This is a genomic window from Ruegeria sp. R13_0 (genome assembly GCF_017743995.1).
In the GTDB taxonomy this organism is placed as follows: domain Bacteria; phylum Pseudomonadota; class Alphaproteobacteria; order Rhodobacterales; family Rhodobacteraceae; genus Ruegeria.
In genome coordinates this window covers 155,491-168,548 of the sequence record NZ_JAGHRB010000010.1, presented here as the reverse complement: position 1 = coordinate 168,548, position 13,058 = coordinate 155,491, and the positions used below count along the sequence as shown (strand labels likewise).

At 60.5% G+C, this 13,058-nt stretch carries 9 protein-coding genes; 6 read left to right on the top strand and 3 right to left on the bottom strand.

Annotation, left to right across the window (positions count from 1 at the left end; all coding sequences use genetic code 11):
- Positions 1-183: 183 nt before the first annotated feature.
- Complete coding sequence (locus J7394_RS14795; protein WP_247748232.1) at positions 184-969, top strand: ABC transporter permease subunit; 786 nt, start codon at positions 184-186, stop codon at positions 967-969.
- A gap of 234 nt (positions 970-1,203) precedes the next feature.
- Positions 1,204-1,662, top strand: coding sequence for a host attachment protein (locus J7394_RS14790; RefSeq protein ID WP_209254041.1), 459 nt, complete (start codon positions 1,204-1,206; stop codon positions 1,660-1,662).
- A 36-nt stretch (positions 1,663-1,698) separates the two neighbouring features.
- On the opposite strand, the gene J7394_RS14785 is transcribed toward J7394_RS14790, so the two are convergent.
- Complete coding sequence (locus tag J7394_RS14785) at positions 1,699-2,238, bottom strand: TIGR00730 family Rossman fold protein (RefSeq protein WP_209254040.1); 540 nt, start codon at positions 2,236-2,238, stop codon at positions 1,699-1,701.
- Between the two features lie 126 nt (positions 2,239-2,364).
- Here J7394_RS14785 and J7394_RS14780 point away from each other — a divergent pair, with 126 nt between their 5' ends.
- Together J7394_RS14780 and J7394_RS14775 are read left to right on the top strand one after the other, a co-directional pair.
- Positions 2,365-3,852: a LysM peptidoglycan-binding domain-containing protein gene (locus J7394_RS14780; protein WP_209254038.1), complete on the top strand. Its 1,488-nt coding sequence runs from the start codon at positions 2,365-2,367 to the stop codon at positions 3,850-3,852.
- Between the two features lie 77 nt (positions 3,853-3,929).
- A complete protein-coding gene (locus tag J7394_RS14775; protein ID WP_371812030.1) occupies positions 3,930-5,735 on the top strand; it encodes an ABC transporter ATP-binding protein/permease in 1,806 nt (601 codons plus the stop codon).
- Between the two features lie 31 nt (positions 5,736-5,766).
- Here the strand turns inward: J7394_RS14775 and J7394_RS14770 are convergent, their stop codons facing one another.
- Entirely contained in the window at positions 5,767-9,549 is a 3,783-nt protein-coding gene (locus J7394_RS14770) for an efflux RND transporter permease subunit (protein ID WP_209254035.1), read from the bottom strand.
- Positions 9,546-10,778, bottom strand: coding sequence for an efflux RND transporter periplasmic adaptor subunit (locus J7394_RS14765; RefSeq protein ID WP_209254034.1), 1,233 nt, complete (start codon positions 10,776-10,778; stop codon positions 9,546-9,548). Before J7394_RS14765 ends, J7394_RS14770 begins: the two co-directional genes overlap by 4 nt.
- 224 nt (positions 10,779-11,002) lie before the next feature.
- Here J7394_RS14765 and J7394_RS14760 point away from each other — a divergent pair, with 224 nt between their 5' ends.
- Positions 11,003-11,674: a hypothetical protein gene (locus J7394_RS14760; RefSeq protein WP_170482718.1), complete on the top strand. Its 672-nt coding sequence runs from the start codon at positions 11,003-11,005 to the stop codon at positions 11,672-11,674.
- 42 nt (positions 11,675-11,716) lie between these two features.
- Positions 11,717-13,039 (top strand): PQQ-like beta-propeller repeat protein, encoded by a 1,323-nt coding sequence (locus tag J7394_RS14755; RefSeq protein WP_209254033.1) that lies wholly within the window; start codon positions 11,717-11,719, stop codon positions 13,037-13,039.
- The last annotated feature ends 19 nt before the right edge of the window (positions 13,040-13,058 follow it).

Genomic DNA, 13,058 nt, shown 5'->3' with positions numbered 1-13,058 from the left:
TGAGTTTCCCGTTCGGGAACAAGGGCCTGCTGGCGGAGACGCTGGCAGGCCTTTTTCATTGGCATGGTTTTAATGTGGCACGGTTGGTCAATCCGCGCCGCAAACCTTGCGAGACCGCCTCAACCGTGACAGTCCTGCTGTAACCAACTGGCAAACCGCCATTTTGACGATTGGACCTCAAGCTTGCGCGGAAACCACCTCCTCGATCACGCGATCCTTCTGGCGGGCGTTGCCTTGATGTGCGGGCCGGTCTGCCTGCTGCTTTGGCAGTTGCTCACGGCCCTTGATCTGCCCGAGTTTTGGGCCTTGGTTCAGCGGGTCTGGCGTGGTGGCCTCAGCAGCGCTGGGATTGGGGCAGGGGCGATGATGTGGAATTCGCTGGTACTGGCCCTTGGCGTTGCCATCTTGAAAAGCGTGATGTCGATGATGGCCGCCTATGCGTTGGTGTTCTTTCGATTGCCCTGCAGCGGGTTGATCTACGCCGTGATACTGATCGCGATGTTCTTTCCGATCGAGACCCGGATCTTGCCGACCTTCGCCGTTGCCAGTGATCTTGGGCTGCTCAATTCCTACGCCGGGATGATCCTGCCGATTACGGCCAGCGGGCTGGGCGTGCTGGTGTTCCGCCAATACATGCGCCAGATCCCTGCTGAGGTGATGGAGGCTGCCCAGATGGACGGCGCCGGACCGCTGCGTGTGCTGGTTGATATCGTTATACCTCTGTCTCTACCGATGATCGCGGCTGTGTTTGCGATCCTGTTTGTGCTGGGTTGGAACCAGTATGTTTGGCCGATCATGATCACCACCACCAGTCAGGACCATGACACCTTGGTGCGCGGCATGGCCTATTCGGGCTTTGGAGGAACGGCGGGTATGGTTCTGGCGCTTTTGGCGCTGCTGCCACCAGCTATTGTCGTGATCGGGCTGCAGCGATGGCTGATGCGGGGTCTGACCGCGGGCATCCACTAGCTCCGCAATCTACTCGAACATGAAGCGCAGGTGAAAACTTGCCGATACGTCAAGTTTCGGTATGAGACGGGATTGTACCGGGTCCGCCAGTGCTTAAGTAAATAGGGCGGAGGGAGAGAACCGCACCCATTGGAAGCACAAGCAAACACCGCGCCAGAACGCTCTGGCCGCGACGCAAAGAACTTGTGCCCAATACATGAGGGATAGCCATGGAAACCACTACGGGAGAGCATAATGGCTGCACTTGAACAGGGAACCTGGGTTGTTATCGCGGATGGGGAAAAGGCACTGTTCGTCGAGAACATCACCGATGCCGAAGACCCTAATCTGGTTGTTGTTTCGGTTGAGGAGCAAGAGGCGCAAGACCGCCCCACTGACAGGGCCGGCCGGCGGTCTGATCCGGGGCCGAACCAGAAATCGGCGGTTGAGGAGTCGGACTGGAAATCCCATGCGAAATCGCTGTTCGTGCAGGACCTTGCCAATCTTCTGAACCGCAAGGGTTTGAAAGGCAAATTCAGCAGGCTTGTTCTGGTGGCCAGCCCCCATGTTCTGGGCCTGCTGCGGCGCAGGCTGCATAGTGAGGTGCTGGCCAAAGTTGTGGCCGAGGTGGATAAAACCCTGACCAACCACCCGCTTCACAAGGTCGAACAGGTGCTGAAACAGCGCCTTCGCCCTGCGCCACGTCTGGCTTGAGTGAAAACGGGCGGCCTCGGCCGCCCACACATCTGCCTACCGCAAAGCGGCGATGGCCGCGTCGGCATCCTCGACCCAAGTCACGAAACTTGACAGGGACTGATCGGCAAATCCCTGTTCGATCACCTGTTCCAGAAGGTCGCGGAGCTTGTCCCAGTAGCCCCCCACATTCACCACCACGATCGGCTTGTCATGCAGGCCCAACTGCCGCCATGTCAGGGCCTCGAACAGCTCGTCCAGTGATCCCGGCCCTCCGGGCAGCACCACGACGGCATCCGCATTCATGATCATGACTTTCTTGCGCTCGTGCATCGTCTCGGTGATCACGTAATGCGTCAGGTCACTTTTGCCGACTTCGCGCTGGACCAGATGCACCGGGATAACGCCGAAGGTTTCGCCCCCGGCAGATTGCGTGGCGCGCGCAACTTCCCCCATCAGACCCACATCACCGGCCCCGTAAACCAGCCGCCAGCCTTCCTGCGCCAGCGCGGCTCCCAACTGCTTGGCGGCGTCAGAATAGGCGGGATTGTTGCCATTGCGTGACCCGCAATACACACAGACGGATTTCTGGGACATGACAGGTGCGCTCCGGGCTTGTTTCAGACGTTTTGACCCCTGATAGCGAGATTGATAGGTTGGCTCAACTCTCCGCCGGAACACGAGTCACTCACATCAGTTTCGCGGCGGAATGAAAGGGAAAGAATGAACGGCACATCGGGAAGCGGAAGCTCGGGTAGTTTCATCTGGGGGCTGCTTGTCGGCCTTGTGGCAATTCTTGCGGCCGGTGGTCTGTATTTGTCGGGTGTGTTTTCAAGCAGCCCTGAACCCGTACAGGAACAGGTTGAGGTTGCAGAGGAAACTCGTGTGCCTGAGGTTGCGCCCGAAGAAGAGGCCTCGCAGGACCCCGCACCTGCGCCAAAGGAGGCTGTCACCGAGGCCGAGGCTGAAGAACCCGCCGCAGAAGACCCCGAAGCCCAGCCCGAAGAGGTCGCGGTTGAAGCCGCTCCCACGGCTCCTCCGGCTTTGGACCAGATTTTCGTTTCGCCGGACGGCAGCGCGTTGCTGTCGGGTGAGGCAGAGCCGGGCAGCGACATTGACGTGGTGCTGAACGGTGAGGTTGTGCATCAGTTTTCCGTCGATGAGACAGGCCAGTTCGCCGAATTCGTTGCGGTCCCGTTCAGTGATGATCCGCGCGGCCTCGTTCTGCAATCAACGGATGGGAGTGAAACCGTTCGATCCGACGACTATCTGATCGCAGCCCTGCCAGAACCCGCCCCCGAGGAGCCAGCGCCCACGGCCGAGGAGGCGCCCTCGGAACCGGAAGTTGCTGAAGACCCCCAGCCTGAGGCAGAGGATACGATTGTGGCATCCGTTGACCCGGAGCAGCCGACGGAAACCGCTGACGCGGGTAAGGAAGCCTCGGACGCCAGTACGGAAACTGCGCAGGCGGGTACGGAGGAAACTGCGGAGTTGGATACGGATACTGCAGACACGGGTACAGAAGCCGGGGACACCGTTACAGAAACTGCAGATGCCGGTGCCGAAGCCCAGAACACTGGTGCGGATACAGAAGAGGCCGTTGCCGAGGCTGAATCGGCCCCGGAAGAAGAAACCGAAACTCCGGCTGAAAATCAACAGGTTGCTATCCTGCGTTCGGGTGAAGATGGGGTGGAACTGGTGCAATCTCCGTCCGAAGAGAACTCCGCGCCGCAGCAGGTTGAGCTGGACACAATCGGCTATTCCGACTCCGGCGATGTGCAACTGACGGGCCGTCTGAACGAAGGTTCAGCTGTGCGGATCTATCTGAACAACCGGCTGGTGGCCGATGTGACCCCGCAAGAGGATGGCAATTGGCGGGGCGATCTCGAAGGGATTGACCCCGGCGTCTACACCCTGCGAGTGGACGAGGTGCATTCCGACGGCACAGTCCTCAGCCGGGTTGAAACGCCTTTCAAACGTGAACCCGTCGAGGTGTTGCAGGCGGCAGAGGCGCAGACCTCGGAACAACCGCAGGAAACCCCTGCGCCGATCCGGTCGGTTACGGTTCAGGCGGGCGACACCCTGTGGGCCATCTCGCGTGAGCGGTTCGGAGACGGCGTGCTCTATGTCCGCTTGTTTGATGCCAACCGCGAGTTGATCCGCGACCCGGACCTGATTTTCCCGGGGCAGGTGTTCACCATTCCTGAATAAGCCCAGGCTCTGGCCTTTCGCGGGCCGGGGCCCATATTGCACTTCACACCAGGCAGGTAATGCGACGTATGCCCCCCATGACATCGGACGAATTGGCCGGAATTGACGAGCGCCGCTCTGGCTGGCGAACGATCCGTAAGGTTGCGCCCTATTTGTGGCCTGAGGATGAGCCATGGGTGAAGCGCCGCGTCGTGATTGCCATGGCGATGCTGGTGTTGGCCAAGCTGATCGCCGTCTATACGCCGATCCTTTACAAGGGCGCAGTGGACGGTCTGGCGGGCGAGGGCGTGCCTCCTTTAGCCCTTGGCGCGGTGGGGCTGACGGTGGCCTATGGTGTCGCGCGGATGATGACCGTGGGCTTTCAGCAATTGCGCGACGCAGCCTTTGCCCCCGTTGGCCAAAGGGCCTTACGTGCGCTCGCGTTGGAGACCTTTCAGCATATCCACCAACTGTCCATGCGCTATCACGTCGGGCGCCGAACGGGGGGTCTCAGTCGGATCATCGAGCGTGGGGTCAAGGGCGTCGAGTTCCTTTTGCGGTTCCTGCTGTTTTCCATCGGGCCACTGATCTTGGAGCTGCTGCTGGTCGCGATCATTCTGATGTGGTTGTTTGATGTCTGGTATCTGGTCGTCGTGGCCGTCACCATCGCGCTGTATATCTGGTTCACCTTTGCCGTCACCGAATGGCGCGTAAAGCTGCGGCGCGAGATGAATGATCAGGATACCGAGGCGAACCAACGCGCCGTCGACAGCCTGCTGAATTTCGAAACTGTCAAGTATTTCAACGCCGAACAGCGTGAAGCGAACCGGTATGACGTGTCGATGAAGGCCTATGCCGGGGCGGCCTTGAAGACCGCCTATTCGCTGGCCTTCCTGAATTTCGGGCAGTCCTTCCTGATCACCTGTGGCCTCATCGGAGTGATGGTGCTGGCGGCAATTGGGGTTCAGAACGGCACGCTCACGGTTGGCGATTTCGTCATGGTGAATGCCTACATGATCCAGATCACCGTGCCGCTGAACTTTCTGGGGACGGTGTATCGCGAGATCCGGCAAGCACTGGTCGATATGGGCCAGATGTTCGACCTGCTGGAACAGCCCGCCGAGGTGAAAGACAAGCCCGACGCTCCGGACCTGATGGTCAACGGAGGCGAGGTGACCCTGCAGGACGTGCGCTTTGGCTATGACCCGGAGCGTGAGATCCTCAAAGGAGTGTCGCTGAGGGTGCCTGCGGGGCAGACCGTCGCCATTGTGGGCGCGACGGGGTCCGGGAAATCCACCATCGGGCGGTTGTTGTTTCGGTTCTACGACGTGACCGGCGGGGCGTTGAAGATTGATGGGCAGGACGTGCGGGACGTGACCCAGACCAGCCTGCATGCGGCCATCGGCGTTGTGCCGCAAGACACGGTGCTGTTCAACGACACAATCCGGTACAACATTGCCTATGGCCGTGACGGCGCAACGCAGGCCGATGTGGAAGAGGCCGCGCGTGCAGCGCAGATCCACGATTTCATCGCTTCTCTGCCCGAAGGTTATGACACCAAGGTGGGCGAGCGTGGGCTCAAGCTGTCAGGCGGAGAAAAGCAGCGTGTGGGCATCGCGCGGACGCTGCTCAAGAACCCGCCCATTCTGTTGCTGGACGAGGCGACCTCGGCCCTCGATACCGATACCGAGCAGGAGATCAAGGATGCTCTGGCCCGAGCGGGCGAAGGGCGGACCGTGATCACCATCGCGCACCGTCTGAGCACGATTGCCGAGGCCGACCAGATTGTGGTTCTGGAAAGCGGTGAGATCATCGAACAGGGAACCCATGATGCGTTGTTGGCGCGCGAAGGTCGTTATTCCCAATTGTGGAGCCGCCAGCAAGCCGACACACAAGCGGCGTAAAAAGGGCCGGGAAGTTCCCAGCCCAGTGCGTTTACTCTGCGGCCCTCAACGGCGATCCGGGTGGCGTGTTCGGATGATCCGCCCCGTCCTCAGAAGGTCCGGCAGATGGCTGCTCGTCCCAGACGATCTCGGTCGCTTGTGCGGCCCGAGCGCTTTGGCCGATGGCCATGTCCTGCGCGATCTGGCTGGACCGGCCTGCTGTGACGCGCGCCAGAAGTTTGCCCAGCCAGATGGCATAGGTTGTCACCCAGACCCGCAGGGCCAGCATCGATGGAGTTACGATCAGGGTCAGCACGGTGGCGATGCCGAGGCCAAAGACCACAGCGGTGGCCAACTGTTTCCACCACAGTGCGGTGGGGCTGTCGATCGTGTAGCCGCCGTTGATGAAATCGAGCGACAGGCCAAACATCATTGGTGTCAAACCGGCCATTGTGGTCAGCGTTGTCAGCAGAACGGGGCGAATCCGAGCCTCGGCCGTGCGCACAATCGCGTCGATCCGCGGCATGTAGCGGCTGTATTCCTGATAGGTGTCGATGAGAACGATATTGTTGTTCACAACAATCCCTGCCAGAGCGACGATCCCCGTACCGGTCATGATGATCGAGAAGGGTTGCTCCATCACCAGCATCCCGATCAGAACACCGGTTGTGGACAGCACAACCGCCAGCAAAACCAGAACCGAGTTGTAGAAGCTGTTGAACTGCGCCAGCAGGATCACGAACATCAGCCCCAGGGCCGCCAGAAACGCGCTGGACAGGAAGGCCTGGCTTTCGGCCTGTTCTTCCTGATCACCGGTCCATTCCCATGTGATCGAAGGGTCGAACGGGTTGGTGTTCAGCCATTCGGTCAGGACGGCGATACGTTCATTGGGATTGATCGGCGCAATACTGGCCTCGCCATTTTCAACGGCGGTGCGCAGCTCCTCAGTCGTCTCGGCCTCGGTCAGTTGCACCAGATCGTACTGCTTGCCATTGGGCGCTGTGATCGCGGAGAAGGACGGCTCAGCCCCATCCGCAACCGCGCGTAGAACGGCCAAACGTTTTTCACCACCGTCTGGTCCAGCGACCATTGCTTTGCTCAGGCCAGCCTCGACATCGGCTTTGACGTCAAAATAGCGTTCCTGATCAACACGATTGATTTCGGCCAATTTGGCGACCGGCTGACGGGTGACGAAGTTGGACAGGGGCACGAGGCCGTCCGCCGTGCGCACCTTCAACGTATCAAGCGTTGACAGAACGCGGTCCTCTTCGGGCAGGCGGACACGGATCTCGATCTCTTCATCCGTGGTGTCGGGGCGCATTTCGCCCAGAAGAATACCTCGCGTGACCAGCTGTACCATGGCCCCGACAGTGGCCACATCGGCGCCAAATCGGCCTGCCTTGGCGACGTCAACGTCGATCTGCCAGTCGATGCCGGGCAGGGGCAGGGTGTCTTCTGTCTTGATCAGGCCGGGGGTCGTGTCGAAAACCTCTCGGGCGGCGACAGTAGCAGCAGTCAGCGGCTCCCACCCGTCGCCCTTGATCCGCAGATGCACGGGCTTGGCCGAGGCGGGGCCTTGTTCCAGCGCCAGAATCTCAACCTCGAAACCGGGCAACTCGGCCAGTTGGGTGTTCAGTTCTTCCAGAACATAGTCACCATCATATTCGGGGGCGATGAAATGCCGATCAAACAGCCCGCCCAGAATGGGCTCCGAGACGTTGGGGCGGTCTTCCCATGGGATGATTTCAAACTGGACGCGTCCGACCGTGTCGGCTGGGTCTTGCGCGCCGCCATTGTTCTGGGTCAGCCCGCCTTCGCCCGCAAACGAGAACACGTTGATCACGGCCGGGTGCGCGGCAATGACCTGTTCGGCGGCCAGCACCATGGCGTCTTTTTCCATCAACGAAAGGTTGCCGCGCGCGCGAACGTAAGCGGTAGCCTGTTCCGGTTCGCTTTCGACGAAGAACTCAACGCCCCGGTTGTTTTCGCCGAACACCGAAATCACCGTCATCACAGCCATGATAACGGCGGCAATCGAGACAATCGGCATCACCGGATTGCCCACGAGGAACTTGATGACATAGCCGAAGGGCGTGTGTTCCTTGGCCGTGTGAACCTTGGTGTCGGGTTTGCGCTCGATCCGGGCCGCGCCTAGCGTGACCGATCCGGCGAAGGCTCCGAGGATCATCAGTATAGCCCCAAGCAGTGAGCCGCCGCCCTCGACCAGATAGGAGGGGTTCAGCACCTGCATCGCGCCGAGGAAGACCAGATAGAAGGACGGGGGTACTAGTACGGCGCGCAGCCACCATGGCGTACGACCACGCAACCAGTCCGAGGCACGGTCGAATATGCGGCTCAGCCGACCCGAGACACCGCCCATAACCGGCAGGTAGATCAAGGCCACGATCAGCGACGCGGAGAGAACAAATATCAGCGTGACCGGCAGCATGCCCATGAACTCACCGGGAATACCCGGCCAGAACAGCATCGGCAGGAAGGCACAGAGTGTCGTGGCAGTGGAGGAGACGATGGGCCAGAACATGCGCTGCGCCGCCTCGACATAGGCATGCATCGGGCCGACGCCCTCTTTGATGCGTTTGTCGGCGTATTCGACCACAACGATCGCGCCATCCACCAGCATACCGACGGCAAGGATCAGACCGAACATCACGATGTTCGAAATACTGACCCCCATGACCGCAAGAAAGGCAAAGCACAGTAGGAACGAGGTCGGAATCGCAAAACCCACCAACAGCGCTGCCCGCGACCCAAGCGAGGCAAGGACGACGATCATCACCAGTGCGATCGCCGTCAGGACCGAGCCCTCCAACTGGCTGACCATGGACCCAACGATCCGGCTTTGGTCGTTCGAGGTGCCCACGTCGACAGCGGTCTGCAATTCGGCGGGCCACTTGGTTTGCGCTTCGGCGATAGTCGCTTTGACCTGCTCGACCGTGTCGATCAGGTTGAAGCCCTTACGCTTGACAACCTGCAAAGCGACTGTCGGCACATTGTCGAACCGGGCCGTGCCCTCGCGGTCCTCAAACGTGTAGTTGATTTCGGCCAGCTCACCCAGAGTGACGACGCGGTCGCCGTTGACCTTGATTGGCAGGCCATACACGTCCTGCGCGGTTTTGAAGGACGAAGGGATTTTGACCGAAAAAGCACCTTGCGCACTGTCTACTTCGCCCGCTGCGATCAACTGGTTGTTGTTTTGTACAACCGTGATCAGCTCATTCGCGGTGACGTTGTACGCCTCAAGACGCAGAGGGTCGATGATGACCTCAAGTAGTTCATCCCGGTTGCCAGCGATTCCGGCCTCAAGCACAGAATCCAGCGCTTCGATGTCGTCCTGCAGGTCCTTGGCGATACGCGCCATGGTGCGTTCGGGCACCGCGCCGGTCAGGTTGACGATGACGATGGGGAATTCGGAGAAGTTCAGCTCGCTCAGAGAGTATTGCTCGGCCCCGTCCGGGAACTCGGCCTGTGCGCTGTTCATCGCATCGCGGACATCGGCGGTGATTGCGGTCTTGTCCCAGCCGAATTCGAACTCAAGAAACAGGCCTGCATAGCCTTCGGCGGCAGTGGCGGTCATTTCTTTCAGACCATCCAAATCCGCCAGCTCGGTTTCCATCGGTTTGACCAGCAGGTTCTCGGAATCTTCGGCTGAGATTCCGGGGAAGACGACCGATACGAACAGAGCAGGGACCTCGATATCCGGCTCGCCCTCTTTCGGCAGATTGACATAGGCGAACCCGCCGATGACCAGCGAAATCAGGATGAAGGCCAGAACCATGCGGGCCCGATCGGCGGCCCAGCTGACGATACCCGTCATTGCGTGACCTCCTGATAGGTCGGGTTCACGGTGACGCCTTTGACGACGAATTCCTGCCCGACCACGATGATGTCGGTTGTCTCGGGCAGGCCGTCAATCCAAACGCCCTCGGCCGTGTCACGCAACACGCGAACCGGCATGAAATCGACCACATCGCCCGCGCCGACGGTGCGCACGCCCAACTGCCCTTCGTTGCTGAGGGTCAGGGCCGATTGCGGCAGCAGATGCGCCTTGGCCCCTTCGGCCGAGATACGGATTGTCGCTGTCTGGCCATCGCGAATGGTCAGATCTTCATTCGGAACGGTGATCTCGACCTCAAAGGTACGAGTGGTTTCATCTGCCGAGCGGCTGAGGAAGGTCACGCGGCCTTCGACCTGACGACCGGTGACCAGCTGCGCCGAGGCCAGCGCCCCGACCTGAACGCGGTTGACCTCGGTCTCGGGCACGAAACCCACCAGCTTGATCGGGTCCAGCTGGATGATGGTGGCGCAGAGCGTTCCCGGCTGCATCAGGCTGCCCAATTCGGCGGTGTCGCTTTCCAGCAGGCCTTGAAAAGGAGCTTCGATCGTCAGCCTATCCATTTCACGTTGGGCGGCTTCAACCTCGGCAGCGGCTGATTCGATGCCGGCGCGGGTGGCTTCCAGCCCGGCCTCGGCCGATTTGATGCCTGCCTCGGCGCTGCTCATCGCGGCCTCGGAGGAGACGCGGCGAGTTTCCGAGCCAAAGCCCGTCTCGGACAGTTTGCGCGCCGCTTTCAGGTTGATATCGGCCTCGGCCACAAGGGCATGTGCTTCTTCCAGGCGTGCCTCTGCCTCGGGGATGCGGCTTTCGGCCTCAAGCTTGCCTGCCTTCGCTTCAGCCAGGCTGGCGGGGCGGGTGCCGGGATCAAGCTCACACAGCAGATCGCCCGCCTCGACAAAGGCACCGCGGCGCTTGGGCTCCGAGATCACGGTCGAGGACGTCTCGGCCAGCACTTCGACCTGACGGTTGGCCTTGGTCTGGCCGCGCAGCAGGACGGCGCTGTCAATCTCGCGCGCGACCGAGCGCAGGGCGACCACGCGCACAGCATTTTCATTGGTGGGCGTAACGGCGGCCTCTTCGGTCTCAGATGCGGTGCTTTCCTCAACGTCACCTCGGCCTGCAAAGGCGAAAAGCGAGTCACGCTCAAAAACAAGGAAATACAGCGCGACAATCACCAAGGCGGCATTGATGAATGAAATCAGACGCATAAAGGGGGTCTCCTTGAAATGCTCGCCCGCATGTATCCGGGCAGTATAGTAAAAGATGGGCGTCGGTTCGTATATTTTCTACGCTAAACTGATTAGTTTGGTTTATTTTTTTTCGCAAGGGCGCAACAAGTCAGCGGGATTGTGCAAAATCCGGCCCTTGGCTTGGCCGTGGTGCCGGGGTATGACATGGCCCACCAAGACAGGATTACAGCCCGGGGGCAGGTATGAGTGATACCGACAGTTTCATTGATGAGGTCACAGAAGAGGTGCGCCGAGACCGGCTGTATCTGCTTTTGCGGCGTTGGGGCTGGGTCGGTGTTGTTGCCGTCGTGCTGATCGTCGGTGGGGCGGCGTTTAACGAATACCGCAAGGCACGGGATACCTCGCAAGCTCAGAAGCTGGGCGACGAGATTCTGGCCGCGCTGGCGGAAAACGATACGGCCGCGCGTGTCGCTGGGTTGGAGCAGGTGGACGTGTTGACGCCGGGTGGTGAGGCTGTGCGCAACATGCTTCTGTCCGCCTCGCAGCTTGATGCTGATTCCCGGCAGGACGCGGTCGATAGTCTGAATGCTGTGGCCGTTCAGGGCGATCTGCCCGAGATCTACCGCGCCATTGCCAGCTTCAAGGCACTGCTGCTTCAATCCGACACGATGCCCGCTGCAGATCGTCGGCAACAGTTCGAGGCTTTGGCCGCACCCGGCGCTCCGCTGCGCCTTCTGGCGCAAGAGCAACTGGCGCTGATCGACATCGCCGAGGGTGATACAGATGCCGCGTTGGAGCGGTTGCAGGCGCTGCGTCAGGACGCAGAGGTCAGCGTGGATCTGCAGCAACGCGCGGCGCAATTGATTGTTGCACTGGGCGCTGAGCCCGAGCCATTGGTCGCTCAGCAGGGCTGATCGGGCAGAACACAGGTTAATGACAGGCGAGTTCGGATTAAAATGGTAACAAGACTTTTCTCTCGCGTGGGACTGCCGATTGCGGCGCTGGCCCTGACCGCTCTGACCGCTTGTGAAGAACCCGAAAAGATCTTGCCTGGCGAGCGCGAGGATATCCGTCCCGTCTCAGACCTTGAAACGGTCGCCAAGAGCGGCTCGCAGCCGATTAGCCTGCCATCGCAGAGCGCAAATGCAAGCTGGCCCCAAAGCCCGGGCACGGCGGCCTTCCGGACCTCCAATGCTTCGCTGCGCGCGACACCTCAGCGTATTTGGTCGGCCTCGATTGGGGATGGCGATTCCCGCAAGCAACGGATTACGGCCGATCCGGTTGTCGCGGGTGGCTTGGTCTATACGCTAGACGCAGGGGCGACGGTTTCGGCAGTGACACCGCAGGGGCAGGTCGCCTGGAGCACCAATCTGATTCCAGCGACTGACGGAGATTCGGATGCCACGGGGGGCGGCATGGCCTATTCGGGGGGCGTTCTCTATGTCTCTTCCGGCTTTGGCCGTTTGACCGCGCTGGATGCCAAGACCGGAGCGGTACGGTGGCAGAAACGTCTGAACGCAACTGGCAGCGGAGCACCCTTGGTCACTGACGGGCTGCTATACCTCGTCGCGGGGGATGAGACCGGCTGGACTGTCGACACAAAGGATGGTCGCATTCAATGGCAAATCGAAGGCACCCCCAGCGTGGGCAACGTTCTGGGCGCGCCTGCGCCGGTTGTGACCTCGGACCTGGCTGTCTTTGCCTTTGGCTCGGGTGATATCGCTGCGACGTTCAAACGGGGTGGGATCAGCCGGTGGAATGCCTCGGTTGCGGGTGGCCGTCGCGGGCGCGCCACAGCGCAGATTGTCGATGTGACCGGCAGCCCGATGGTAGTGGGGGATACTATCTTCATCGGCAACCACTCTGGCCGTACCGTTGCGTTTGACGCCGGAACAGGTGAGCGCCGCTGGACTGCAGATGAAGGCGCGGTTGATACTGTCTGGCCAGCTGGTAACAGCATCTTCCTGATAAGCGATCGCAGCCAGCTGGTCCGCTTGAACAGCGCCGATGGTTCGGTGATCTGGGCGCAGGACCTTCCGGGCTTTGTCAAAGACAAACCAAACCGTCGCGGTCCGATCGTGGCCCATTATGGCCCGATCCTGGCCGGAGGTCGCATTGTGATCGCCTCAAATGACGGGTTCCTGCGGTTCTTCAACCCGGTGAACGGGGCGCTTGTGCATCAGGTCGAGGTTCCGGGGGGCGCGACCACCGCGCCTGTCGTCGCCGGACAAACGCTGTATGTCGTGTCGACCAAAGGTGATCTACACGCTTTCCGTTGACCGAAAGATGCGCTAAAGG

What these genes read in the sequence shown, in the direction of transcription:
- J7394_RS14755 (WP_209254033.1), top strand. Translation starts at nt 11,717, where the DNA reads ATGGTAACAAGACTTTTCTCTCGCGTGGGACTGCCGATTGCGGCGCTG.
- J7394_RS14765 (WP_209254034.1), bottom strand. Translation starts at nt 10,778, where the DNA reads ATGCGTCTGATTTCATTCATCAATGCCGCCTTGGTGATTGTCGCGCTG.
- J7394_RS14790 (WP_209254041.1), top strand. Translation starts at nt 1,204, where the DNA reads ATGGCTGCACTTGAACAGGGAACCTGGGTTGTTATCGCGGATGGGGAA.
- J7394_RS14760 (WP_170482718.1), top strand. Translation starts at nt 11,003, where the DNA reads ATGAGTGATACCGACAGTTTCATTGATGAGGTCACAGAAGAGGTGCGC.
- J7394_RS14780 (WP_209254038.1), top strand. Translation starts at nt 2,365, where the DNA reads ATGAACGGCACATCGGGAAGCGGAAGCTCGGGTAGTTTCATCTGGGGG.
- J7394_RS14775 (WP_371812030.1), top strand. Translation starts at nt 3,930, where the DNA reads ATGACATCGGACGAATTGGCCGGAATTGACGAGCGCCGCTCTGGCTGG.
- J7394_RS14785 (WP_209254040.1), bottom strand. Translation starts at nt 2,238, where the DNA reads ATGTCCCAGAAATCCGTCTGTGTGTATTGCGGGTCACGCAATGGCAAC.
- J7394_RS14770 (WP_209254035.1), bottom strand. Translation starts at nt 9,549, where the DNA reads ATGACGGGTATCGTCAGCTGGGCCGCCGATCGGGCCCGCATGGTTCTG.